The sequence below is a fragment of the Lachnospira intestinalis genome (assembly GCF_040095895.1).
Taxonomy (GTDB): Bacteria; Bacillota; Clostridia; order Lachnospirales; family Lachnospiraceae; genus Lachnospira; species Lachnospira intestinalis.
The window spans coordinates 25,248-51,861 of the sequence record NZ_JBBMFS010000015.1; the positions used below are offsets into that span (position 1 = coordinate 25,248).

The 26,614-nt window shown below is 40.5% G+C and carries 22 protein-coding genes and 1 other RNA gene; 5 read left to right on the plus strand and 18 right to left on the minus strand.

Annotated elements, in window-relative coordinates:
• Nucleotides 1–17: 17 nt before the first annotated feature.
• Together WMO37_RS13385 and WMO37_RS13390 are read right to left on the minus strand one after the other, a co-directional pair.
• Nucleotides 18–1,160: a glycosyltransferase gene (locus tag WMO37_RS13385; RefSeq protein WP_349155246.1), complete on the minus strand. Its 1,143-nt coding sequence runs from the start codon at nt 1,158–1,160 to the stop codon at nt 18–20.
• Nucleotides 1,157–1,585, minus strand: a complete 429-nt coding sequence (locus tag WMO37_RS13390; protein WP_022431252.1) for a GNAT family N-acetyltransferase — start codon at nt 1,583–1,585, stop codon at nt 1,157–1,159. The genes WMO37_RS13385 and WMO37_RS13390 overlap by 4 nt, the downstream gene beginning before the upstream one ends.
• Nucleotides 1,586–1,777: 192 nt before the next feature.
• Here WMO37_RS13390 and WMO37_RS13395 point away from each other — a divergent pair, with 192 nt between their 5' ends.
• On the plus strand, nt 1,778–2,716 hold the full coding sequence (locus tag WMO37_RS13395; RefSeq protein WP_349155247.1) for a pectinesterase family protein: 939 nt from the start codon (nt 1,778–1,780) through the stop codon (nt 2,714–2,716).
• A gap of 135 nt (nt 2,717–2,851) precedes the next feature.
• Here the strand turns inward: WMO37_RS13395 and WMO37_RS13400 are convergent, their stop codons facing one another.
• The 4 genes from WMO37_RS13400 to WMO37_RS13415 all read right to left on the minus strand — a co-directional run bounded on the left by WMO37_RS13400 (nt 2,852) and on the right by WMO37_RS13415 (nt 6,737).
• Nucleotides 2,852–3,652 carry a hypothetical protein gene (locus tag WMO37_RS13400; RefSeq protein WP_349155248.1) on the minus strand — a complete coding sequence of 267 codons (801 nt, stop codon included), beginning with the start codon at nt 3,650–3,652 and terminating at the stop codon, nt 2,852–2,854.
• 62 nt (nt 3,653–3,714) lie between these two features.
• Entirely contained in the window at nt 3,715–5,394 is a 1,680-nt protein-coding gene (locus tag WMO37_RS13405; RefSeq protein ID WP_349155249.1) for a sensor histidine kinase, read from the minus strand.
• Nucleotides 5,395–5,396: 2 nt separating this feature from the next.
• Nucleotides 5,397–6,071, minus strand: coding sequence for a response regulator transcription factor (locus WMO37_RS13410; RefSeq protein WP_022431256.1), 675 nt, complete (start codon nt 6,069–6,071; stop codon nt 5,397–5,399).
• A 75-nt stretch (nt 6,072–6,146) separates the two neighbouring features.
• Entirely contained in the window at nt 6,147–6,737 is a 591-nt protein-coding gene (locus WMO37_RS13415) for a hypothetical protein (RefSeq protein ID WP_022431257.1), read from the minus strand.
• A gap of 321 nt (nt 6,738–7,058) precedes the next feature.
• Between WMO37_RS13415 and ssrA the strand changes: the two genes are divergently transcribed.
• Nucleotides 7,059–7,408: a transfer-messenger RNA gene (gene ssrA / locus WMO37_RS13420) on the plus strand.
• Between the two features lie 337 nt (nt 7,409–7,745).
• On the opposite strand, the gene smpB is transcribed toward ssrA, so the two are convergent.
• From smpB to WMO37_RS13470, 10 genes are all read right to left on the minus strand, one after another.
• Entirely contained in the window at nt 7,746–8,219 is a 474-nt protein-coding gene (gene smpB, locus WMO37_RS13425; protein WP_022431258.1) for an SsrA-binding protein SmpB, read from the minus strand.
• Complete coding sequence (gene rnr, locus WMO37_RS13430) at nt 8,179–10,356, minus strand: ribonuclease R (protein WP_349155250.1); 2,178 nt, start codon at nt 10,354–10,356, stop codon at nt 8,179–8,181. Before rnr ends, smpB begins: the two co-directional genes overlap by 41 nt.
• A 32-nt stretch (nt 10,357–10,388) precedes the next feature.
• Nucleotides 10,389–11,369, minus strand: coding sequence for a sugar ABC transporter substrate-binding protein (locus WMO37_RS13435; protein WP_349155251.1), 981 nt, complete (start codon nt 11,367–11,369; stop codon nt 10,389–10,391).
• Between the two features lie 40 nt (nt 11,370–11,409).
• Nucleotides 11,410–13,392 (minus strand): methyl-accepting chemotaxis protein, encoded by a 1,983-nt coding sequence (locus WMO37_RS13440; RefSeq protein WP_349155252.1) that lies wholly within the window; start codon nt 13,390–13,392, stop codon nt 11,410–11,412.
• A gap of 85 nt (nt 13,393–13,477) precedes the next feature.
• The gene (secG, locus tag WMO37_RS13445; protein WP_022431262.1) at nt 13,478–13,735 is read right to left on the minus strand and encodes a preprotein translocase subunit SecG; all 258 of its coding nucleotides are present in this window, start codon (nt 13,733–13,735) and stop codon (nt 13,478–13,480) included.
• A 104-nt stretch (nt 13,736–13,839) separates the two neighbouring features.
• Nucleotides 13,840–15,387: a 2,3-bisphosphoglycerate-independent phosphoglycerate mutase gene (gene gpmI, locus WMO37_RS13450; protein WP_227089702.1), complete on the minus strand. Its 1,548-nt coding sequence runs from the start codon at nt 15,385–15,387 to the stop codon at nt 13,840–13,842.
• A 173-nt stretch (nt 15,388–15,560) separates the two neighbouring features.
• Nucleotides 15,561–16,307: a triose-phosphate isomerase gene (gene tpiA / locus WMO37_RS13455; RefSeq protein WP_349155253.1), complete on the minus strand. Its 747-nt coding sequence runs from the start codon at nt 16,305–16,307 to the stop codon at nt 15,561–15,563.
• Nucleotides 16,308–16,585: 278 nt separating this feature from the next.
• A complete protein-coding gene (locus WMO37_RS13460) occupies nt 16,586–17,779 on the minus strand; it encodes a phosphoglycerate kinase (protein WP_022431265.1) in 1,194 nt (397 codons plus the stop codon).
• 169 nt (nt 17,780–17,948) lie between these two features.
• Complete coding sequence (gene gap, locus WMO37_RS13465) at nt 17,949–18,977, minus strand: type I glyceraldehyde-3-phosphate dehydrogenase (RefSeq protein ID WP_022431266.1); 1,029 nt, start codon at nt 18,975–18,977, stop codon at nt 17,949–17,951.
• A 166-nt stretch (nt 18,978–19,143) separates the two neighbouring features.
• Entirely contained in the window at nt 19,144–20,787 is a 1,644-nt protein-coding gene (locus tag WMO37_RS13470; protein WP_436970294.1) for a Na/Pi cotransporter family protein, read from the minus strand.
• A 251-nt stretch (nt 20,788–21,038) separates the two neighbouring features.
• Between WMO37_RS13470 and WMO37_RS13475 the strand changes: the two genes are divergently transcribed.
• Complete coding sequence (locus WMO37_RS13475) at nt 21,039–21,860, plus strand: histidinol-phosphatase HisJ family protein (RefSeq protein ID WP_227089699.1); 822 nt, start codon at nt 21,039–21,041, stop codon at nt 21,858–21,860.
• Between the two features lie 7 nt (nt 21,861–21,867).
• Here WMO37_RS13475 and WMO37_RS13480 read toward each other — a convergent pair whose 3' ends face one another.
• Nucleotides 21,868–23,022, minus strand: coding sequence for a cysteine desulfurase family protein (locus WMO37_RS13480; protein ID WP_436970293.1), 1,155 nt, complete (start codon nt 23,020–23,022; stop codon nt 21,868–21,870).
• Nucleotides 23,023–23,115: 93 nt separating this feature from the next.
• Here WMO37_RS13480 and WMO37_RS13485 point away from each other — a divergent pair, with 93 nt between their 5' ends.
• Nucleotides 23,116–24,618 carry an oligosaccharide flippase family protein gene (locus WMO37_RS13485; RefSeq protein WP_349155255.1) on the plus strand — a complete coding sequence of 501 codons (1,503 nt, stop codon included), beginning with the start codon at nt 23,116–23,118 and terminating at the stop codon, nt 24,616–24,618.
• Nucleotides 24,619–24,668: 50 nt separating this feature from the next.
• Here WMO37_RS13485 and WMO37_RS13490 read toward each other — a convergent pair whose 3' ends face one another.
• Nucleotides 24,669–24,980 carry a hypothetical protein gene (locus tag WMO37_RS13490; protein ID WP_022431271.1) on the minus strand — a complete coding sequence of 104 codons (312 nt, stop codon included), beginning with the start codon at nt 24,978–24,980 and terminating at the stop codon, nt 24,669–24,671.
• Nucleotides 24,981–25,251: 271 nt separating this feature from the next.
• On the opposite strand from WMO37_RS13490, the gene WMO37_RS13495 reads away from it, so the two are divergent.
• On the plus strand, nt 25,252–26,511 hold the full coding sequence (locus WMO37_RS13495; RefSeq protein WP_349155256.1) for a DNA polymerase Y family protein: 1,260 nt from the start codon (nt 25,252–25,254) through the stop codon (nt 26,509–26,511).
• Nucleotides 26,512–26,614: the final 103 nt, after the last annotated feature.

Sequence of the window (26,614 nt, forward strand, 5' to 3'; positions counted from 1 at the left end):
GATATGTTACTTTCCTACTACAATATTGTCCTGATATATTCTGCCTGTTTTGCAAAGGTAAAGGTCTGTACCTTTGCAAATGCCCGCGCGGCGGTCTGCGCTCTGAAATCCTCGTCCGGTACATACGTATTTAACAAATCCGGCAACGCTTCAATACGATCCAGTGAATACGCAATATAATCCTGCTGCGGCGTAAAACAGGTATCCATCATGCTGCTGGAATCCGTGATACTCACCGCACCGTTGTACATTGCATTCAGCACACGGTCATGAATACCGGATTTAAACCACGGCATAACATTTAATACAAAGGCAGATTCCGCAATGGCAGATAAACTGTCTCGATATGACATCTGCGGCAGAACTGTCACATTTGAAAATTCACCAATGCTGCTCTCCTGATATTTTTCACCAAAAATGCGTACCGGCAAACCACTTTTGGCAGCAGCTTCCAGTACACGCTCACGGTATAATGCACGGACATAGACATCTGCCAGAAAATTGCTCTGTGCAAACACCGGAAATGCCATTCCGGTATCATATTCCTTATACACCTGCATCGCCGCAGCTTCAAAGGTGCAATGCGTATCCGAAAGCAGACAGTCTAAAACGGCCTTGGTATATTTTTGCATACTGTCCGGCAGTGCGGTGATTAATTCATAATAGTCACGTGGATTCAGATACGTTGCCGGAAACAAAATGCCCTCTTTTCTGTGCTGTTCTGATTTTACTGCATTTTCCGCTTTAGCTGCACCAACAGACAGGGTATGGACACTTTTAATATGCGGATACCATTTGCTTATATATTTGTTATGGTCTTCATCAATGCAGATGACATGATAATTCTCCAGCAGAACACTCAGATTCGCATGATGATATACCGGATGATCCAGAATATAGTTATAGAACGGAGCCTGTATGTGATTTAAGAAGGGTGTTCCGTCATCCAATACTGCTCCCGGCAGTTTTGAATTGTAATCAATGACGGCATCAAACGACTGTCCGCATAAAGCCTCCAAATCTTTCATCGTCTGTCTCTGGAAGTCAAACCAAGTTACTTCTATACCGGCATTTTCTAATGCTTTGCCAAGACACGATGAAAAAAAGCATGTCGAATCATAGGCAATGCCGTTCATTTGAAAAAGCAGTATTTTCTTCATGATTCCTCCACGCGGATATACTGAATCATACCCGGTCCCAGCTGTCTGGTCGGCCTTGCCGTAAATCCATGTTTTTCATAAAAAACTTCTCTGCCTTTTGCACACATCAGACAAAGCATCATCCGGGAATCTTTTAATGTAATGCTTTTCACATAAGCAATCAGTCGTTCAATCAACATACTGCCGATGTGCCGGCTCTGATATTCCGGAATAATAATCAAATCCTGAATATAGCAGATCACAGCCCCATCGCCGACAATCCGTCCCATGCCAATCGGACACTCATCATCATATACTGTAATAATCTTCAGGCTGTGGTCTAATGCCTGCTGTGCCTGTTCCGTCGTCAAAGAAACCCAGCCAACCTGTTGTCTTAAAGAAAGATATATGGAAACGTCTTTTATATCTTCTGCAAATGTAATCATAACTGTTCCACCTTCGTATATTTCCTCAAAAAAGATAACGACAGTATACACGTTTTCATATAAAAAGTCTATAAAATCAACGAATTTTATATGTGTTTTCCGTCTAAATATGATATAATAAACATAATATCGTTAATAAACGAATCGTCATATCAGGCAGGACGAAAAGCATGATAACAAAGGAGATAAACAATGATTACAGTGGCAAAAGACGGCTCCGGTGACTATACTTCTGTTCAGGAGGCCATCGACAGCATTACTTCCGTACCGGAAACGGTTTTTATTAAGAATGGTATTTATAAAGAACGGGTAGAGATTCATAAAGACAATATTACACTCATCGGTGAAAATGCAGACGGCACGGTGATTACCAATAATTATTATGCATTTATGCCAATGGAGGACGGAAGTAAACGCGGAACATTCCGTTCGTATACTTTTTTTGTGCAGGCAAATCATTTTAATGCATACAACATCACATTTGAAAATTCTGCAGGTTTCGGAAAAAAGGTCGGTCAGGCAATTGCGGTATATGCCGAAGGAGATGATCTGGTTTTTAAAAACTGTCATATGCTCGGACATCAGGACACGCTCTTTACCGGTCCGCTTCCGATGAAAGAAAAACAACCGGGTGGATTTGTCGGTCCGACAGAATTTGCACCGCGCATTCCTGGACGTCAGTTATATGAAGATTGTTTTATCAGTGGTGAAGTCGATTTTATCTTCGGCAGTGCAATCTGTTATTTTAAAAACTGTGAATTATATGCTTTAAACAGAAACGAAACGATTAACAGTTATTATACTGCACCATCTACATATGAAGGTCAAAAGTATGGTTACGTATTTGAAAGCTGCTCTTTTAGTGGGAACTGTCCGCCACGCACAACGATGCTTTCCCGTCCATGGCGGATTTATGCAAAGGTTGTCCTGCTCCACTGTGATTTAAGCGAGCAGGTATCCGAAATTGGATTTCACGACTGGAATAAACCGGAATCGCACGAAACCTGTTATTATGCTGAATATGCCTGTACAGGAAAAGGCTATGTACCGGAAAAACGCCCGGATTATGTACATCAGCTGACAGAACGTGAAGCGGGTGAATATACACGGGAAAAGGTTTTCGGAAGATAGGCTTTGACTTCTTTGATTTTTAAAATGAATTTTATAAAAAATGAGATGCCCCCTGCCGGTCTGATACCGGTAACGGAAACATCTCATTTTTTATGTTGATTTTATTGTACTTGTTGTACCTGCCGCTTATGCTGATTATTTTTTCAACTCCATCGTCCCCAGTATTGCATTAGCACTGCCAACTGTCAGAGTTGTATTTTCAAGACTCTGTGCAAAAATTTCCGGAATCTGAAAAACTGCGGCAGCAGTATAGCTTTGTCCTGCCGGTATAGTAACACTCTTTAAATTCGTCATATCATTTTTTAAAATCGTCTTTGACTTTGTAAAAGTTGTTCCTTCAATGCCAAGCTTTATCACTGCGTTAGAAGATGCAGTATTCAGTGTAATATCCGAGCCGGTTGTATTGGTCAGTTCAAATTCAAGTGCTACAACCACACAGGAATTATTTGCCGGTACACTCACGGAATACTGTTCATTCGGATAACGCTGACCTGATACCGTCTGTGTATAGGAAAGTGAAATTCCCGAATTTAATCCTAATACCTGCTTTAATGAATTCAGCACCTCATCAGAGGAAGTCACTGCTTTTGTTTCTCCTGCTGTTGACTGTGTTGCTGATGCCGTTGAAGAAGGATTCTGTGCAGCTGTTGTTGCAGTCATGGCAGAAGACCGGGTTGCAGGCTGGGTCGTCTGCTGTACAGTATTTGTGCCGGTCGCTGTATGATTCTTATTGTTGTTCTTGCTCTCACTCTGTTTTTTTGCTGCAGCAAGTTTTTCATATTCCCACTGGTTCTCATAGGAATGTTTTAAAAGAACACCCGCAATATATTCCGATACCATATCATTTTGTTCTGTATTTAATGTAACATTACTGCCACAGCCTGTTACTGTAAGCATACAGCCTACCCCAATGCATAACGCTGCAATTTTTTTCATCTTGTAACCACCTCATTTAGTCTATTCCAATATTTAACAGTTCCTACTGCTCTATTAAAATATTATACCATAGCTTTACCGTCCAGGTCAAACCAGAATTCTACACCATTGGATTTATTGATGACACCAAATCCTTTTCCATAAGAATCCATGATGGCTTTTACAATAGAAAGTCCAATACCGTTGCCGCCGTACTCTCTGGTACGCGCCTTATCAACCTTATAAAACTTCTGCCAGATATTCGGAATATCTTCCTCCGGAATATTTTTTCCGGTGTTAAATACATGTACCCGCACATCATCACCGATACGTTCTACAGAAACTTCAATCCGATTTTCAAAATCGCAGTGGTTAATGGCATTGGTAATATAGTTGGTTACAACTTCTTCTATTTTATATTCATCGGACCACACATCAATATGTTCATCGCGCTGGTTAAATTCTATCTGTATTCCTTTTTGGGATGCCCGCAGTTCATTTGCATTTACAATAGAAGTAATCAGTTCAATAATATCAAAACGCTCCATAACAAGTTCTTCGTTGCCGAATTCAATCTGATTTAATGTGAGCAGTTTTTTTACCATATTATTCATCTTACCGGCTTCATCAATGATGACACCGCAGTAAAAGTCCATACTTTCAGGGTCATCGCTGATGCCCTCTTTTAAGCCCTCTGCATAACCCTGGATTAAGGCAATCGGTGTTTTTAATTCATGCGATACATTGGATAAAAATTCCGTCCGCACTTCTTCCATTTTAACTTTGCGGTCAATATCCCTTTGCAGTTCTTTGTTCGCTGATTTTAACTGTGAGATATTTTCTTCAAGCTTCTTTGACATATTATTCATGCTGTTTCCAAGTACACCGATTTCACTCTTATCTTTTCCGTGATATTTCACATCAAAATCCAGATTGGACATTCTCTCTGCAATATCGGAAAGCTGCTGAATCGGTTTTGTAATATAACTTGAAAAAATGTATGCCGCAATGACACCAATAATCAAAATACCGATTCCCACATAAGTAATGAAGGTATTAGAAATGGATACGTTATCCTTAATCCCCTGTAATGCCATACGAAGCATAATACTGTCTCCATTGGAGAGTGTACCGAACAACTCGTAATAATCATCACCCAGACGGTTATCATAAACCTTTTGCAGTGTATATAAATCTGTCTGTGTCATAATATCACGGCTTTCCTCTATTCCACTATCCGACATATTAATGGAAACATCGTCTTTATTCTTCGGATTATTTTTATCCGGGCTGCCATTGTCTAAATTCCCTTTATCCGGATTGTTATTATCCGGATTACTCATATCCTGCATATCGCCCGGCACATTTTCATTGTTTGAATTTTGCTGCGGTGCCGAATCGGACGTTCCGAATACATCTTTATTAAAAATACTGCGGAGCAGGCGGTTTATCATATCCTGTTCGCCGTTAATATTGGAATACACGGTTGTCCAGTCACTATTTACCACGATAACAGACATCGCCGCACTGCCGGTAAGCTGTTCAATACTATCACTCATCTGGGATTCAGAAACATTTCCCGCATCGTAATCGCTCATAATCTGATCAATTTTGGAATATGTATTTAACATACATTCCTGCTTATCCGAAAAATAAAATTTTTCAGACAGTGTACTGTTTAAAATCAGCAAAAGTACAACCAGACTGGTAATAATAACAGTCAGTAATAATGTAATTTTAACTTTAATCGAATGTCTGCCCATAACTATACCTCAAACTTATATCCCATACCCCAAATGGTTTTAATGCAGTCCCCTTTTTCACCCATCTTTTTACGCAGTTTTTTGACATGTGTATCAATCGTTCTGGCATCTCCGAAATAATCGTAATTCCATACATTATTTAAAATCTTTTCTCTTGAAAGAGCGATTCCTTTATTTTCCACAAAATAAGATAACAGTTCAAATTCTTTGAAACTCAGCTCAATTTCTTCCCCGTCAATTTTAACCATGTGTGCGGCTTTATCAATTTCAATTCCGCCGATGTTAATACACTCGCTGCCATCTACCATATACGCACGGCGTACCAGAGCATCCACTCTGGCAGTCAGAATTTTCGGGCTGAATGGTTTTGAAATGTATTCATCCGCACCGCAGTCAAAGCCCTGTAATTCATCACGTTCTTCACCTTTTGCCGTCAACATAATAATTGGCACTTTGGAATCCTTGCGAATCTGTTTGCAGACTTCCCATCCGTCCATTTTCGGCATCATAACATCGAGGATTACTAGTGCAATATCTTTATCCGCATAAAATTTATCAATTGCTTCTTCACCATCACCGGCTTCAATGACTTCATAATTTTTACGTGACAGGAAGTCATTTACCAGCTTGCGCATTCTGCTTTCATCATCTACCATTAAAACTTTTAATTTATTCATTCGTAATATCCTCCTGACTTTTTACCTTTGTGCCGATTATATCGTAAGAATATGTTAAAAATGTGTTTTTTAAAATTATTTTTGCTGATTTAATGCACGTTCTCTTGCATTTAATGATTCTTCCTGCGACTGCAGTTCTTCCTGCCATGAAGCATACTTATCCTGAAGGTTTACTTCGTAATTGATTACATTTGCATTGGAACTATGCAGTGTAATATAAATCATTGCCGCAATCACAACAACCAATACAACATTTACAATCACAGATATAACAAAATTGTCTTTATAATGATTGCGTTCCTTTGTCAGCTTACGGATTTCGCTTTTATGTTCCGTAAGCTCTCTGCGGCCCTCCATCATTTCTTTTGTTTCATTATTAATCGGAATCGGCCTGATTTTTTCATTTGGTACATCCGGTGAAAGATATAAAAACTGCTGCAGCTCTTTTAAATAATTCATGCCAATCAGCGTATTAAACAGTTTTTTATCAATAATGTCATGATACAAAATATATACCTGTTTTGCATTTGTACTGTCTGTTTTTGATGACATATATTTAATTGCCGCCAGCTCATCCTTTGCCGCCTGTGCGCCTTCTTTTGTCTTAAAGGTATATCCTCCGACAGAATATTCCTTTGCCGGATTCTTTGATTCGTTTTTTGCCATATTATTCCTCATTTCTGAGCGACTTTGTCGCGAAGAGGCGATGAGAAATTCGCGCAGGCGATTTCTCATCTGCCATCATAGGGATTTGCTTTCGCCCAGAAACAAATCCCTGTGTGAAAAATAAGCACATCAGTGTTATTTTTCACACTATCCACATTTCTGAGCGACTTTGTCGCTAATTTACTATTATTTTACTTATTGTGTGCTTTAAAGTCAATAAAAGTCACAAGATAATTCTTGACGAAGCCGTTACCGCGTGCTATAGTAGTAAATAATCAGCGTTATGACTGGTTGACCGAAAATATTCCGGTGTATACACTCGGGGTAGTAAAGGTTTCGACAGGGGTTTTGAAGCTGGTGAAGCTATCCGCAGGTGATGCGTCAACTCACAAATCTAAATATAAACGCTAACGAAAATTTAGCTTACGCTGCCTAGTTGCAGCAGTCTGACCTAGAGTACCCGTACTTTAGGACCCAGGCTTCGACTATACGGGAAACGACGCCGGTAAAGCTTTGAACCGGTGGGCGTATTATGAAGCTACTAAAGGTATCAGGGTGTTGATTTCCTGCTACCGGAGGGAATGAGGGTTTACCCACAATAACCAACTATGATAGTAGAAGAACAGTGAATGGGCTTTTGGACACGGGTTCGACTCCCGTCTACTCCACTATTAAAAAAGGCTTTGAAATACCGTATTTTATGGTGTTTCAGGCTTTTTTTATTGCCATTTTACAGTATTTTAAACCGTCTTAAATTAAGAAAAGTGTTGTCAAAAGTGTTGTCAAAATTCAGGCTATTGTAATGATCAAAACGGCTCATCCTATAAACTGAAACGGATGAAGCTAAAAATATCAGCAATGTATCAGAATAAACGTGAAAGTAAAAAGGAACGCATTGACTAAAATTTACACCACCGCTCTGCAGAACTGATAATCTGCCCTGCAAAGCGGTGGTGTTTTTATTTTATAGTTTTCTGCTTTTATTAAATTACAACGGGTTGTATATGCTTAATAGAGATTGCGTACTTTAAATTCTTTCTCTGCCTCCCGCTTCTGATCCTTCTTTGCAATGGAATCACGCTTATCGTAGAGCTTTTTACCACGACCAAGTCCGATTTCCATTTTCACACGGCCTTTGCTTAAATAAACCTGCAATGGCACAATTGTATATCCTTTCTGCGCAATCTGTCCGGCAAGCTTGTTGATTTCGCTCTGGTGCAGTAATAGCTTTTTCGGGCGGAGCGGGTCTTTATTAAAAATGTTGCCTTTTTCGTAAGGTGTAATATTCATATTATTAATAAATACTTCGCCGTTCTGAATCTGAATATACGCCTCCTTAATAGAGCATTTTCCCATGCGGATAGATTTCACTTCCGTTCCGTGCAGAACCAGTCCTGCCTCATATTTATCCTCTATAAAATAATCAAAATAGGCCTTTTTATTATTGGAAATCAGTCGGTTTGCGTTTTTTTGTTCTGCCATTCTCCCATTCTCCTTCTGATAATTCAAAATCAATCGTTCTTAAAATTTTATTGGTTGCAACAACTTTGACCGTGACCTTCTGTCCGAGTTTGAAGGTTCTTCCGGTGGTTTCATTAACCATTTCGTAATGGTTTTCGTCATAAATGTAATACCCGTCCCGCAGAGATGTCACAGAAACCATGCCTTCAATCGTGCTTGGCAGTTCCACATACATGCCCCATGCCGTCATTCCGGAAATCACGCCGTCGAATTCTTCGCCCATGTGTTTTTCCATATATTCAACCATTTTGACTTTATCGGTATCACGTTCTGCATCATCGGCACGCCGTTCCGTTGTGCTGGTATGCTTTGCCACCTCCGGCAGAAGATTCTGATAGTGCTTGAAACGTGTCTGTTTCAGTCCACCGTGCAGATTTTCTTTAATAATCCGGTGAATCTGCAAATCCGGATATCTGCGGATTGGAGACGTAAAATGACAGTAATATTTTGCTGCAAGTCCGAAGTGTCCGACACATTCTGTTGTGTACTGTGCTCTTTTCATTGAACGCAGTGTCAGACGTGCAATCAGATTTTCCTCGTCTGTTCCGTCAATTTTTTCTAAAAGCTTTTGCAGTTCCTTTGGGTGAATTTCATCACCGGTATGAATAGAATATCCAAAATTATTAATAAAAGTGCTTAATTTCTGAATCTTTTCCATATCCGGATTCTCATGGCTTCTGTATAAGAATGGTATTTCCTGCCAGAAATAATCCTCTGCAACCGTTTCATTAGCTATCAGCATAAATTCCTCGATGATTTTGGTCGCAACATTTCTGTCATACGGCTTGACTTCCAAAGGATGACCGTCCTTATCCAAAATAATCTTCGTTTCAGGAAAGTCAAAATCAATCGAACCGCGCTGAAAACGTTTCTTTCTTAAAATTGCCGCAAGTTCTCCCATGCGTTCAAACATCGGAATAAGTTCTTTGTATTCTTCAATCACAGAAGTCTCTTTATCGACAAGAATTTTCTTTACATTCGTATAAGTCATACGGCGGTTGACATTGATTAATGTTTCACAAATGCGGTGTCCCACCACATTTCCTTTATTATCAATGTCCATTATACAGCTTAATGCCAGACGGTCACAGCCCTGATTTAAGGAGCAGATTCCATTTGACAATTTGTGAGGAAGCATCGGGATAACACGGTCTACAAGGTATACACTCGTTCCGCGTTTATAGGCTTCCTTATCCAGTATGCTGTTTTCCGTGACATAGTGACTGACATCCGCAATATGCACGCCGAGCTGGTAGCCCTTTTCATTTGCAGTCAGCGTAATAGCATCATCAAGGTCCTTGGCATCCTCGCCGTCAATCGTAACCGTATCAACATCGCGGAAATCAACACGCCCCGCCTTCTCCTTTTCGTCTACCTCATCGGGAATATTTTTTAAATACTGCATGACTGCATCCGGAAATTCCACCGGTAAATCATAGGCTTTAACAATAGACAATACATCGGTGCCGGGGTCATTGATATGACCGATAATATCAATGACCTGACCTTCCGGGTTCTTGCCGTGACTGCCGTAATTGGTAATTTTTACGACAACCTTATGACCATTCATTGCACCCATTGATTTTTCCTGCGGCACAAAAATATCAACCGGAATTTTTCCATTATCCGGTACAACAAATCCGTATGTTCTGTTTTTTTGAAATGTACCGACCAGCTCGGTAAGCTGATGCTCAAGCACACCGATAATTTTCCCCTCACAGCGCTTGTTACCCTGCTTCTTATGGGTAATCGTCACCTTTACTTTATCCATATGGAATGCGCCTCCGGTGTCCGATTCCTGAATAAAAATATCTTCATCCCAGCCGTCTACCGTAACAAAGCCGAAACCTCTCCTGGTGCTGGTAAATATACCGACAACCGCCGTATTATCCGGTTTTCCGTATTTTCCTTTCTTTGAAACGCCAATAGTTCCGTCACTGACTAAGCTGTCTAACACCTCTTGAAGTTCCCCTCTCTGTGATTTTGGAATCTGCAAAAGAATCGCAATTTCCTTTGTTTTCATCGGTACATAAAATTCATTTTCCAAAATCAATTCAGCGATTAACTTTTTACGTTTTTCAAGCTGTTCTTTATTCATTCTCCACCGAGCCTTTCCTGATGCGCTTTTATTTACTGATAATTTCTGACGTTAGAGGCATCTACCTTTTCAAACGGAACCCATACGTACTTTTCATTTTCCGCAGCACCGTCCAAATCCTTGATACTGCCGCCCTGTGCCAGAATCTTTCCTGCCTGAATCAGGCGTTCTCCTTGTCCTGTTGCAGACTGGTAAACCGTAAAGTTCATTGTACCGTTGGTAATCGCCGTACAACCGTCAGCCGTTGCATCAATTCCTAATATTAAAATGTCATTTCTTCCTGCTTTTTTACATGCGTCCGCAACACCTAACGCCATGGTATCATTGTTACAAATAACGGCGTTGCATTTCTGATTCGTCTTTAAAAATATTGTAAACAGTTCTTCGGCACGGGTCTGGTCCCAGTCCGCATGGTCTTCAAACACATAATGAACCGTTTTGCCGGATGTATTCAGCGTATTTTTAACGGCATCCGTTCTGCCCTTTGTTGCGGAATGACTGTCCGGTCCTTTAATGATTGCCACATTTAATTCTGAAAGTGTTTTTAACTGCTCTAACACATATTCCGCCTGATACTGTCCCGCATCTGCTTCATTTGAGCCTACGTAAATGTATTTTCCGGCTTTTAAGCGAGAAACGTCCGGTGACGTGTTAAAAAACACAATCGGAATATCGCCTGCCAGTGCTTCCAGTTCCAGCGCCGTATCGGCATCAACCATATTGCATAAAATGACGTCATATTTTTCGGACACGGCTTTTTTAATATGTTCAACCTGCTTTTCAATGGAACTTTCCGCGTCCAGCACGTCTAACTGTACATTATTTTCCGAAGCGGTCTTTTTGGCCTGATTGACAAGCGTGGTGCGAAAGGTATCTGCCTGTCCCAGGGATAAAAGCATTTTCACACTGCCGCCTGCGGACGAACCGGACTTCGCAGACTGCGTACAGCCGCCTAAAACCAGACAGCCTGCAAGCATTGTAATACATAAAAACCAACTGATTATCTTTTTCATTTTATCTTACCTCCATACTCAGACTTTTACCGGTATCAGCTTAAATCCTGAACTGCTCTATCTGTGATGAAAGCTGATTTGCCGATACTGCTAAATTTTCAGATGCGGATTCAACCTGTTCGCTGTTTCTTGTAATATTTTTTGCCTGTGTAAGCATGGATTCCGAAGTTGCAAGGATTTCATCGGAACTTGCCGCCTGTTCTTCACAGATAGCAGCAACATTGGTTGCGACTTCATCGACTTCGCCAATCTTGCTTACAACATTTTTCATCAATTCGTTTGTATCCTGTATATTACTGAAAATTGTATGGAAGGTATCCACTGCCGCATGGATCAGACCGGCACTGTCGGCGATTTCACCGGCACTGCTTCCTGCCTGGGATACGGCATTTTCTACCAGCTTATTGATTTCATTAATTAATTCCGTAATATTGGCAACGGAATCGGCACTGTTTTTTGCCAGTGTACCGATTTCAGAAGCAACAACAGCAAAGCCCCTGCCAGCTTCTCCGGCTCTCGCCGCCTCAATCGAAGCATTTAAAGACAAAAGATTTGTTTCTTCCGCAATACTGCCAATCAGATTGATAATGTCAACAATCTCACCAGAAGCGGTGCCGACCTTGTCAACGGCCTCCTGTAAGTTATGGATAGAAAGCTCAATGCCCTCCAGCGCTTTGCTGACTTTTTCCATATCCTGACGGCCTTTTTCGGATACTTCAACCGTTTCACGCATTTTAACATCAACAACATCGCTGTCCTTCTTGGTATCGGCGGCAACCCCGGCAAGCTGTGTTGCGTTTTCGGCAATTTCATTGACAGAAACCGCAAGCTGGTCTACCGTTGAATTTAATTCGCCCATAGAACGCGACTGGATTTCCGTTGCGGAATTTAACTCCGTGGATACACTCTTGCTGGACTGTGCCTGTTCGCTTAACGTCTGGGAAACCTGTCCAATCTGTGTAATCATCTGCTTCATGGCTTCGATAAAATGCTGGACACTGTAGCCCATTACGGCGATTTCATCATTGCCGCGCGGATTGACGGATACCGTGAAATCACCGGATGCCATTTGTGTAATAGCCTTTGTTATTTCTTTAACAGGTTTTACAACAATATGTGTCATTCTTTCAATCAATATGCAGAGCAGAATAATACAAACCACGCCGATTACAATCATTCGTGTTCTTAATGCAACTAAATCCACGAGTACCGTACTCTTAGGAATGTAAGATACCAGAATCCAGTCCGTTCCCTGTACCTCCTGTGAAACAGTCATTTCACCGTCAATCGTTGTAAAATCGTAGTTCTGGTCGTCAATACGCTGTGCCATATCCTGATAAAAAATGCTCTGTCCCGCTGCACCGAGCTTTTGTGAAATCAAAGACGAATCACGGTCTGCTAAAATCGTACCGCTGTTTTTGTCAACCAGAAATGTCTGCGCATCGTCCATTTCAATAAATGAATTGACAATGATAGAAATGCGGTCCAACGTCATATCTGCGGATATGACACGTATTTTGTCCGAATTATCCTTTAATATTCCCGATGCACTGATGACATTGACACCCTCTGCATTTTTGTAAGCCGAACCGACTGCCATGTTGACACGAGTCAGACCTTCAGTATACCATGTGCTTTTTGTCGGACTGCTCTCACTCTTTGTAGATTTGGAAGCCTTTAACAAATTGCCGTTACTGTCGGATACATATAATCCGTCCGGATAATTGTCGCTGTAGCCATAATAGCTGTCCAAAATCGTCTGAAGCTGTGCATCGTCTGGATTTAACTGTTCAATCGTTGTCTTTGCCATTTGAAAAGACGAAAGATTCTCGTCTAACCACGATTCAATCTTTGATGTCTGGTTTTCAACCGAAGATTCCAACAGATTCTGCGAATAATTTTCAATGATATGTGCGGATGCCAGATACGATACCAGTACCAGCACAACAACAATTGCAATGACTACTGGTGTAATAACACCCAAAAGTTTTGCTTTAATTGATATGTTTCCGCGTTTTTTCATAAAACCAACCCCTTTATATATTTTCACTTCTGCAAAAAATAAAACCTGAATCCTCCATTGTTTTACGGAGAATCCAGGTTTCTTTTTAAAAATTAATATTTAATATAGCTGCCAGAACAAAGAAAGCAACACCTAATATCTTTGTAAATAATACCAGTTTTCCTTCCATTGAACGGCCTTTGTTTCTGCCCCAGTAAGTATCAGCGGCTCCACTGATTGTACCAGACAGACCCTGCTGCTTGCTTTCCTGCATTAAAACAACGATTGATAATGCTATACATACTAATATAAAGATTCCCATTAAAACAATTCGTATAATATCACCAGCCGACATTCCGAACATTTATCACACCTCCTATTGTGTCGAAGCTTACGATTCTATTCATTAAATTATAATCGCATACTATTATCATTATAGCACACCTATACGTGCAACACAATAGAAATTTATGAATTCTTTTTAACAAGCAGGGATTCGCCTGTCATTTCCTTTGGTTTTTCCATACCCATAATTTCAATCAGTGTCGGTACGATATCACAAAGCTTTCCGCCTTCTTTTAATGTATACGCTTCATCGTAGTTTACAAGAATGAACGGAACCGGATTGGTTGTATGTGCCGTAAACGGTTCTCCGGTCTTATAATCAATTAACTGTTCTGCATTTCCGTGATCAGCGCAGATAAACATAGTTCCGTCAACTTCCTTTAATGCTTCTACAGCCTTGCCTACACAGGTATCTACAGTTTCAATTGCCTTTACAACGGCAGACTCAATACCGGTATGTCCGACCATATCCGGGTTTGCAAAGTTGATGATAATAACATCATACTTATCTGAACGGATAGCAGCTGTTAACTTATCGCAGACTTCCGGTGCACTCATTTCCGGCTGTAAATCATAAGTTGCAACCTTCGGTGACTTTACAAGGATTCTGTCTTCACCCTTGTTTGGTTCTTCTACACCACCGTTGAAGAAGAATGTTACGTGTGCGTATTTTTCTGTCTCAGCAATACGGGCCTGTGTCTTGTTGTTTGCTGCTAAAAATTCACCAAATGTATTGGTAATCTTTTCTTTCTTGAATGCTACATACTTATTGCCGATTGTTACATCGTAATCTGTGAAGCATACATAGTGGACTTTCTTTCTTGCGCCTCTGTCAAAGCCTGTAAATTCATCATCGCAGAAACATCTTGTGATTTCTCTTGCTCTGTCCGGTCTGAAGTTAAAGCAGATAACAGAATCTCCGTCTTTAATCGTTGCTAATGGCTTACCATCCTTCTTTACAACAGTCGGCACAACAAATTCATCCGTTTTCCCATCTTCATAAGATGCAGCAATAGCACACTTTGCACATTCTGCCTCATTTCCTTCACCCTTTACAAGTGCATTATAAGCAGCTTCTACTCTGTCCCATCTGTTATCTCTGTCCATTACATAGTAACGACCCATAATAGAAGCAATCTGTCCAACACCTAATTCTTCCATTTTGTCAGATAACTGGCTGATAAATTCTTTTCCTCCGTCCGGTGCTGTATCACGTCCGTCCATAAAGCCGTGAACATAGACATTCTTAATACCGTTTCTCTTTGCCAGTTCCAGCAGGGCATATAAATGTGTAATGTGGCTGTGCACACCGCCGTTTGATAACAGACCGAATAAATGTAAGTCTGAATTGTTCTCCTTGCAGTTTTTAATTGCGCCTAAAAGTTCTTCGTTTTCAAAGAAATCACCATCTTCTATTGCTTTTGTGATTCTTGTCAGTTCCTGATATACAATACGTCCGGCACCCATATTTAAATGTCCTACTTCAGAGTTACCCATCTGTCCGTCCGGAAGTCCGACTGCAAGACCGCTTGCATAGCCTTTTACATAAGGATATTCCTTCATTAATTTATCCATTACCGGTGTATTCGCTGCAGCAATACCATTTCCTTTTGTATTATCATTTAATCCATATCCATCAAGTATCATTAAAACAACTGGTTTTTTACTCATTGTATTTCTCCTTTTAACATTTTCCATAATCGGTACAATATACCTAAAGAATCATATCATATTTTGCGCAAAAATAAAAGTGCTAATTATTATAATTATGGCACTTCACATTAAAAAACTGCTGCAAAAAGAACTCCATCAGAAACCGTTCCTTTTGCAGCAGTTATGTATTTTTATTGATAATTTACAATTTTTGAAAATTCAGGTTTTAAACTGGCACCGCCGACAAGACCACCGTCAATATCCGGTTCAGAAAACAGCTGCAATGCGTTGCCTGCATTCACACTGCCGCCATATAAAATACGGATAGCATCCGCAATCTGTGTACCATAAATATCGCGGATAATTCCACGGATAGAACAACATACCTCCTGTGCCTGCTGTGTAGTTGCCACTCGCCCCGTTCCAATTGCCCAGATTGGTTCATAAGCAATGATACAACGCTGGGCATTTTCCGGTGATACATACTTTAATGCACTTACAATCTGTTTTTTAATCAATGTAAGTGTAATACCTGCTTCTCTTTCTTCTAATGTTTCACCACAGCAGATAATCGGAATAATATCATGTTCAATGGCTTTCCTGATTTTTCGGTTTACCATTTCATTGTCTTCTTTAAAATACTGTCTTCTTTCCGAATGGCCGATAATCACATAGGATACACCGGCATCAACCAGCATCTGTGGAGAAACCTCACCTGTATAGGCTCCCTTTTCTTCATAATACATATTTTCAGCTCCCACGCTGATTTTTGTACCTTTGCAGGCTTCTACAACCGGAACGATATCAATAGATGGAACGCAAAAGATAACGTCCACATCTGAATTCTCCATATTGGGCTTAAGTTCCTTAACAAGAGCCACTGCCTCACTCGGTGTCATGTTCATTTTCCAGTTACCTGCTACAACTTTCCTGCGCATAAAATAATCCTCCTCAAACTGTATTATTTTTTGTCATACATATTTGGTTATTCCGTCGCTTTCTTTTAAGTAAATTATAACACATCTTTCTAAATAATACTAGAATTTATAAAAATTTATATCCAATTATTTCAATAAATACAATTTATAAAATTTATGCGGATTTTTTTACAAAATAAAGAAACAGTCATACGCAATATTTCAGATAAAACCACTGAATGTATGACTGTTTTCCTATATTTTTATTATGTCAGTAATATTTCATCAAATGTTACTTATTACTTATCATTAGCTGCAACAACACCCGGAAGTTCTTTTCCTTCAAGGAACTCTAAAGATGCACCGCCACCGGTTGAAATGTGAGTCATCTTATCACCAAAACCAAGATTGTTAACAGCTGCAGCTGAGTCACCGCCACCGATGATTGTTGTAGCATCCTTTAATGATGCCAGTTCTTCTGCAACAGCGATTGTACCCTTTGCAAAGTTTTCAAATTCAAATACACCCATTGGTCCGTTCCATACAACAGTCTTTGCATCAGCTAAAGCTTCCTTGTAAAGTTCACAGGTCTTTGGTCCGATATCCATGCCCATGTCATCATCAGCCTGGCAGCCCGCATCTACTACATGAAATGGTGTATCATTTTTGAATTCCTTTGTCACAACAGTGTCAATCGGAATCAACATTTTAACGCCCTTCTTTTCAGCCTTTTCCATCATTTCTTTAGCATAATCAAGATAATCATCTTCTACGAGTGACTGTCCTACATTGCCGCCCTTTGCTTTCTGGAATGTATAAGACATACCACCACCGATGATTAATGTATCTACCTTATCAAGCAGATTGTTGATAACAGAAATCTTTGAAGATACTTTCGAACCACCAAGGATTGCTACGAAAGGTCTTACCGGATTGTTGACTGCATTGCCAAGGAAATCGATTTCCTTCTGCATTAAATAGCCGACAACAGCTGTATCTACAAACTGTGTAACACCAACATTTGAGCAGTGAGCTCTGTGTGCTGTACCGAAAGCATCGTTTACAAATACATCACAGATAGAAGCTAAATCCTTAGAGAATGCTTCACCATTCTTTGTTTCTTCTGCTCTGAATCTGGTGTTTTCAAGTAAAATAACGTCACCGTCATTCATAGCTGCAACAGCAGCCTTTGCATTTTCACCTACAACAGTATCATCTGCTGCAAACTTCACTTCCTGTCCTAACAGTGCAGAAAGTCTTTCAGCAACCGGTTCAAGAGAAAATGCTGCATCCGGTCCCTTCGGCTTTCCTAAATGAGAGCAAAGGATAACCTTACCACCGTCTGAGATTAACTTCTTGATTGTAGGAAGTGCTGCAACCAGTCTTGTTTCATCTGTAATCTTCTTTCCGTCTAACGGCACGTTAAAATCACATCTGCATAATACTCTCTTGCCTTTTACGTTAATATCATCAACTGACTTCTTATTAAGCATAATGAATCCTCCTTGTTTTTGCGAAGCAAAATGCGACTGCCCTATGCAGGAGCAGAGGATTTTGCCTCCTTGTTTTTGCGGGACAGTGCCACGCGATAGTAAAATACCGGAGAAAGAAGACTATAGCTTCATTCCCCGGCTTTCATTCCGGCACAAAGCCGAATTTATATTAGTTTAATTCAGCAAAATACTTGATTGTTCTTACCATCTGGCTTGTGTATGAATTTTCGTTATCATACCAAGAAACAACCTGAACCTGGCAGCCGCCGTTTGGAAGGTCATTTACCATTGTCTGAGTAGCATCAAATAATGAACCAAATCTCATACCAACGATATCGCTTGAAACGATAAGTTCTTCGTTGTAACCGAAGCTTTCTGTTGCAGCAGCCTTCATAGCAGCATTAACTTCATCAACAGTAACCTTCTTAGATACTACAGCGTTAAGAATTGTTGTAGAACCTGTAGGAGTAGGAACTCTCTGAGCAGCTCCGATAAGCTTTCCGTTTAATTCAGGGATAACAAGACCGATAGCCTTAGCAGCACCTGTTGAGTTAGGTACGATGTTGCATGCACCTGCTCTTGATCTTCTTAAATCGCCCTTTCTCTGTGGTCCGTCAAGAATCATCTGATCACCTGTGTAAGCGTGAATTGTGCACATGATACCTGATTCGATTGAAGCACAGTCATTAAGAGCCTTAGCCATAGGAGCTAAGCAGTTTGTTGTACAAGAAGCTGCTGAGATAATCTTATCATCTGCTGTTAATGTTTCATGGTTTACATTATAAACGATTGTCTTTAAATCATTACCGGCCGGAGCTGAGATAACAACCTTCTTAGCACCTGCATTGATATGAGCCTGAGCCTTTTCCTTAGATGTGTAGAAACCTGAGCATTCAAGAACTACATCTACATCAAGAGCTCCCCATGGGCAGTTGTTAGCATCTGGCTCTTTGTAAATCTTAATTGTCTTACCCTTTACTGTGATTGTACCAGCTTCGTCATCAGCTGTTACCTGGTTTTCTTCGCCGAAACCAACGTATCTTCCCTGTGATGAATCATACTTTAAAAGATGAGCTAACATCTTTGGGCTTGTTAAATCGTTAATAGCTACTACTTCGTATCCTTCTGCACCGAACATCTGTCTGAATGCAAGTCTACCGATACGTCCAAAACCATTAATCGCAACTTTTACTGACATAAAATCATTCCTCCTAAAATAGAATTTTTATTGAGTTTGTTAATAAATAATCAACTATGGTGTATTTTACCGAATTCATTCCAAAATATCAAGTATTAATTCCCTTTTTTTACAAATTACCGTCCATTTTCTATTATTTGTCCAAAAAAAACGGTAAATTTAAAAATTATTTAGCGGTATTTTCTTCTTGTATACAATCGACAATATTATTGGCGTGATCTGACATTCTTTCAAGATTAGAAAGAATATCTAAGAACACAACACCGTTTGACGGAATACAAAGCCCCGCGGACAAACGTTCGATATGTTTGTTGCGCAGTTCTTCTTCCAAATCATCGACCTCGTCTTCAATTCTCAGGACATTCTGAATTGCCTGACGGCTTCCGGTTCCTCTCGCCTTAACAGCTTCTTCAAAACAATGCACAACTTTATCCCACAGCTGATTAAGTTCCTGTGTTCCTTTTTCGGAAAAAATTATCTGATGTTCAATCTTATATTTTGCCAGCTCCGCAATATTTTCCGCATGGTCGGATACTCTTTCAATATCAATAATCGCATGGAACAGATTTTTAACCAGCAGATGCTGTTCCTGTGTGATTGATAAATTGTTGACCTTAATTAAAAAGTCTGTCAGATACTTTTCATATAAATCGACTTTATGTTCGATTTCATAGACCTTATCTACCATCGTCTGGTCATTTTTCTGTGTTGCCTCTGCCGCATATTTAATATTATCTAATGCCAGATTACCCATGGCAATCACTTCATTTTTAGCCGTTTCTACTGCAACGGACGGCTGACCTAACAGACGGGAATCAAAATGTCTTGCAATTTCTGCTGCAACGGCATCTTTGGCTTCCAGTTCCGCAAAATCGTCCTGCTTTTCGTTTTCACGCACAATCAGACCGGAAATTTTTACAAGCAGATTGGCAAACGGAAACATTACCAGTGTACATGTAATATTAAAGAATGTATGGAATACGGAAATTTCCACGCTTGTAATATTATGTGCCGCAAGTGCCGGATAAATACTGAACAGAATAAATCCGACGGTACCGAATAAAAGTGCCCCTGCAATATTAAATAAAATATGCATACAGGCTGCACGTTTTGCCGTTCTCGTTGTTCCGGCACTTGAAATCAGTGCAGTCACACAGGAACCGATATTCTGTCCCAGTGTAATATAAATTGCCGCATTGGTTGTTACCACTCCGTTTAAAGCCAGTGTCTGTAAAATCCCGACAGAGGCGGAGGAACTTTGTAAAACCGCGGTTACAATAATACCAATTAAAATACCTAAAAACGGATTGCTTCCCACAATCTGGAATGCCTGTGAGAAAATAGGCGCATCTGTATACGGTGCAATCGAAGAAGACATAAATGTCAGACCTTCAAACAGCAGACCGATTCCGACGATAATCTCTCCTGCATTTTTTACTTTATCCTTTTTTGAAAATAAAATAACAAATGCACCGATACCGATTAAAAACGGGGCATAAAATGACGGATTCATTACCTTCGCCGCATCCCCAAGCTGTCCTAAAGATACAATCCATGCGGTAATGGTCGTACCGATATTGGCACCCATAATAACACCAACTGCCTGAACCAGTGTCATCAGTCCTGCATTAACAAAACCAACAACCATAACCGTTGTTGCACCGCTGCTTTGAATAATCGCTGTGATAACGGCACCTACGATGATTGCCAGCAGCCGGTTACTTGTAAGATAACCCAATAATTTTTTCATCTTACCGCCGGCGGAACGCTGCATACCATCTGCCATTGTGTTCATACCGTAGAGGAACATTCCGATTCCTCCTGCAAATTCAAACAAACTGCTGATATACTCGATATTCACTTCTACTCCTGTCTGCACATTTTCTTTCGTAATGTAAAAAGTACGTGCTTTTTGTGTAAAATTTTTTTAACAATTCCTTTACATCATAACAATTGTCTGCTTAATTTTCAAGTTGAAATCTTACACTATTCTTCAAATTTATTTTATGATATACTAAAAGGACTATGATAAATGCCGTTATACGGCGGATTGGAGATATAATGCAAGGCTTTGAAAATTTATCGGACTGCCACTTACACTGCCATTTTTCTTCGGATTCTGAAGCTTCACCGGAATCTATGATAGATAACGCAGTCAGACTGGGGCTGTCTCACATCTGTTTTACAGACCACAATGACTATGATTACCCGAAAGAAGATGGAAAAACCGTCTTTTTGTTGGATTTAGATGCTTATTTAGAAAAAATATCTGTATTAAAGAAAATTTATAAAGATAAAATTGATGTCCGGATCGGTGTGGAACAGGGTCTGCAGCCGCATCTTTGTGAACAAATTAACAATTATGACCCTGCACACCGGCTGGATTTTATCATTGGATCAACACATTTAGTAGACGGAAGTGACCCTTATTATCCATCTTTTTGGGAACATCACTCACCAAAGGAAAGTATCTGTACTTATTTTGAAAATATTTACAAAAGTATCTGCTGCTGCGATAATTTTGACGTTTACGGACATTTAGACTACGTTGTCCGCTATGCACCTAAGAAAGATGCAGACTACCAGCCTGCGGATTACACGGACTTGCTGGATATGATTTTAAAAAAACTGATTGAAAACGGAAAAGGCATTGAAATCAATACAGCAGGACTTCGTTATGGTTTAAAAGAGGCAAATCCATGCTGTTTTATTTTGAAACGTTACCGCGAACTGGGCGGCGAAATCCTCACAACCGGTTCCGACGCCCATAAGCCGCAGGATATGGCATTTGCTTTTGATATTATTGTGGATTTACTCAAAGACTGCGGTTTTTCTTATTACACGCTTTTCCATCAGCGAAAGCCTGAATTTATCCGCCTTTAAAATATTTTCACAAAAAGTTCTGGTAATCCTCGGACTGTTCCCGCAATTGGGCAATATCATTTTTCAGGCAATTCACAACGTAATCAATTTCCTGGCGGGTGATTTCTTCATTAATGGTAAAACGGACTGTTGCGAAACTTAATTCATCCGGCAGTCCGATGGATTTTAATACGTGTGAAGGCATACCGGAGCCTGTAGAACAGGCAGAACCCGCCGATGCACAAATTCCCTGCTTATCCAGCATTACAATCAGCGTCCCGCCATCAACAAACTGAAAGCTGAAATTCATGTTTCCCGGAAGCCGCTTTCTGCTGTCCCCGTTTAAACGTGAAAAAGGAATCTCTGTAAGAACTCTGTGAATCATATAATCCCGCATCCGCATTTCATATTGTGTCCGCACCGGTTTATTTGCCATGGCAGTCTGCGCCGCCTTTGCAAAACCGATAATCCCTGCCGTATTTTCCGTGCCTGAGCGCATCCCACGCTCCTGTCCGCCGCCGTGGATAAACGGTGTCTTTACACAGCCCTCGCGGATATATAAAAATCCAATCCCCTTCGGTCCGTTTAATTTGTGTGCACTGGTACTGAGCATATCAATCTGCATGGCATTGACATCAATATCCATATTCGTATATGCCTGCACTGCATCCGTATGAAACAAAATACGGTGTCTGCGTGCAAATGCACCAATTTGCGCAACCGGCTGAATTGTGCCAATCTCATTATTGGCTGCCATTACTGAAATTAAGAATGTATCCGGACGGACTGCCCGCTGAATATCCGTAAGACGGACAATCCCATTTTCAGCCGGACGGATATAAGTCACATAAAACCCTTCCTTTTCAACTGCTTCACAGCTTTTTAAAATTGCATGATGTTCCATTGCTGTTGTAATAATGTGTCCCCTGCGGTGTTCCTCGGCTGCAATTTTTACCGCCCAGTTGTCCGATTCTGTTCCACCTGATGTAATATAGATTTCTTGCGGCTTTGCCTGAATGGTCTGGGCAAGAAATGCCTCTGCGTTATTTATATCGTTTTTTACATCCGCTGAAAATGTATAAGCACCGGATGGATTGGCATACCGTTTTCCCATATAAGGCAGCATCGCATTGATAACTTCCGGGTGCAGCCGGGTTGTTGCGGCATTGTCCATATAAATCATACTGCCATCCCCTTTTTTCATTTCTTATTAATAATATATTCAATGCATGCATATATTGATAATAATTGTTTGACATTCCGGTTGGTTACAACAATGAACTTTTCATTTAATAAAAATGCTGTATTAAAAGGAACTGTAATTTTGACACTGGCTGGTATTATCAGCCGGATTGCGGGATTTTTTTACCGTATTTTTTTAACCCGCCAGATTGGTGCTGATGGTATAGGAATGTTCCAGCTTGTCACACCGGTGCTTGGCATTGCATTTGCGCTATGCTCTGCCGGTATTCAGACTGCCATTTCACGATTTTGTGCTGCAAAAAAATTTCAAAGCACATGGCTTTTTGCCGGTTTAGCCGTTGCACTTCCGCTATCTGTTCTTTTTACATTTTTCACCTATGCTTACGCAGATTTTATTGCTGTACGGATTTTTCTAAACAAAGACTGCTCCCGTTTTATCCGGATTCTTGCAATTGCCGTTCCATTTTGTACTTTTCACAACTGCGTAAACGGCTATTATCTCGGAAAAAAGCAGGCTGGACTCCCTGCATTTTCCCAGCTGTTTGAACAGTTTGCACGGATTGGTGCCGTTTATTTGTACACTGTATACTGTACACAAAACGAACGTCCTGTTTCTGTTTTATGCGCCGTTTACGGTAATCTTGCCGGTGAAGCAGCTTCCTGCCTGATTTGTATCCTTGCTCTGCTGATTGATAAAACCGTAACATTCCGGTTTCATTCTTTACCTGAATGTATCAAAAAAACCGTGGTATTTTCTATTCCGCTGACTGCCAACCGTCTTTTAATGCATCTGCTGCAAAGTGGAGAATCTATTCTGATTCCGGCACAGCTTGTGCTTTTTGGCAATACGCAGAATGAGGCTTTAAGTATTTATGGTATTCTTATGGGGATGTCCCTTCCGCTTATTTTGTTCCCGTCTGCCATAACCAATTCCATGGCTGTCATGCTTCTGCCGGAAGTTTCCGGTGCGCAGGCAGACGGTGACAATGCACGGATTGTACATACTTTGAACCGCTCCCTGCAAATCTGTATGGCAATGGGATTTTTAAGCACCGCACTTTTCTTATTTTATGGTGCTAAAATGGGGGCTATTTTGTTTAAAGAACCGCTTGTTGAAAATTTTGTCATGATTCTTGCATGGCTGTGTCCTTTTTACTATCTGACAACAACACTTGGCAGTATTTTAAACGGTCTTGGCTGTACTACCCTGACCTGTGTCCAGACCATTGCCGGAATTCTTGTGCGCATTGCTTTTCTTGTTCTGCTCGTTCCCAAAACCGGTATCCGCGGATATCTGATTGGCACGCTGGTTTCACAGATTTTGGTCTGCATTGCACATTTTCTATATTTAAACCATCTGTTTCATATCGGTTTTCCGGTCTGGAAATACATCCTGCAGCCGCTTTTATATACAGCTGTTTCAATTTTATTTTCACAGATGTTCTGCCGTTTATTGCTGTTTTTAGGAACGGACTCACTGTTTTTCCGGCTTTTTACCGGTGCCTGCTGTGCCGTCTTTATTTTTGCGGTATTAATAAAATCTTCATTTCTGACAGCAGAACGCACACGGCTGTGAGCTGCCCCACGTAGTTTTAAATCTTTTAATTCCGGCATTATTTCATACAATTACTGCGGCAGTACGGCATCCAGCAGTGCGGGTGCCGTATCCCACTCACCCCTGCGTGTTTCATACTGCTCATGCAGCCAGTTAATTGCTTCTTTGCGGCCTTCAACACTGCTTTCAAAATACTGTGTCGTCTTTTTTTCATCTGGAACTGCTGTCGAAGCATACGGTCCTAACCAGACCTGTACCATCAATTTAAAATCCGGTTTTTCTCCGGTATTTTTTATCAGATAACGCATACCGTGATGTTCACCTGTATATACTCCGCCATACTTAAAAAAATTGTATGGCATAATTTCTTTTTCATCCATCATTTTAACCTTTTCTCCTTTTCTCCGGCTTTTCCGCCATGCACGAGCAGGAAAATGAATTTTCCTGCTCTGTCGGGCGTTCGCCCTATCGTCCGGAAGTCTAGAAAAGAACTTTGTGCAAGCACAGTTCTTTTCTAGACTTCCGGACGGCATGGCTCATTGCTTACGCACATTATAACATGATTTTATATGTTTTTTTATATAATTTTATGCTGTTTAAAGATTTACACAGAACGTTTGTTTTGATATACTGTTAAAAATAAGGAGGTTTTTCATGAGCGATTTTCCACCACACATTATTTATCATATTGATGTAAACAGCGCATTTCTTTCATGGACTGCTGTAAAGCGACTTCGTGACAATCCGGAAGCGTTAGATATCCGGACGATTCCGGCTGTTATCGGCGGAGATGAAAAGAAACGGCATGGCATTGTTCTTGCAAAATCTGTTCCCGCTAAAGCCTATGGCATCCAGACAGGAGAGCCTCTTGTACAGACCCGGAAAAAATGTCCTGATATTTTAATTGTTCCGCCTGATTTTGCAACATATGTATCCATGTCCGAACAGCTTATGAATTTTTTGAAACAGACTGCGCCTGTTGTTGAACAATATAGCATTGATGAAGCATTTTGTGATATGACAGGTACCGGTCTGTTGTACGGCGATCCGGTTGCTTTTGCACACCAGCTTAAAGACGATATTTTAAACCGCTTTGGCTTTACAGTTAATATCGGTATTTCAACAAATAAACTGCTTGCTAAAATGGCATCTGATTTTAAGAAACCAAATCTTGTGCATACACTTTTTCCTGAAGAAATCCCCCAAAAAATGTGGTCGCTCCCTGTGGGAGAACTGTTTTTTGTCGGACCTTCAATGTGCAAAAAACTGGAAGCCCTGGGGATTCATACGATTGGTGATGTTGCCGTCAGCAATCCGCAGCTGCTTGTGAGCCATTTTAAAAAGCACGGAGAACTGATCTGGAATTATGCAAATGGATTTGATATTGAACTGCCGGTAAACCACAAAGCTGCCAATAAAAGCTTTGGTAATTCCGTTACACTGCATTTTGATGTTACAGATGCTGAAAATGCAAAGACCATTCTTCTTTCCCTCAGCGAAACAGTCGGTGCACGAATCCGCGCAGAACACGCTTATATTGGTGTGGTGTCTGTCACAATTGTTGATAATGAATTTCGCCACCTATCCCGTCAATGTACGCTTTCTACACCAACAGATATAACAGAAATCATCTATGAAAATGCCTGCCGGCTGTTTGATCTGACATGGAATCATGTCCCAATCCGTCTGCTCGGTGTTTCCACGGCACATGCGACAGACACTGCTTTTCATCAAATGAGCCTTTTTGATGAAGATAAAAATGAACGGTTTGCGATGTTGAATAAAGCGGTTGATTCCATTCGGGATAAATATGGTGAAGACAGTATTAAACGGGCACGTTTTTTAGATAATGGCTGCACCCATATGTCCGGAGGCTTAAACCGCGAAAAACGCAGTCACAAAAAGAACTCTTAATTTTTTGGAGATTCAGCCGATATACATAAAAGTATAATGGTACAATGCTTATACAAAAATACACCAGACAAAATACGATTAAAATAAATGTCAGTCTGACAGA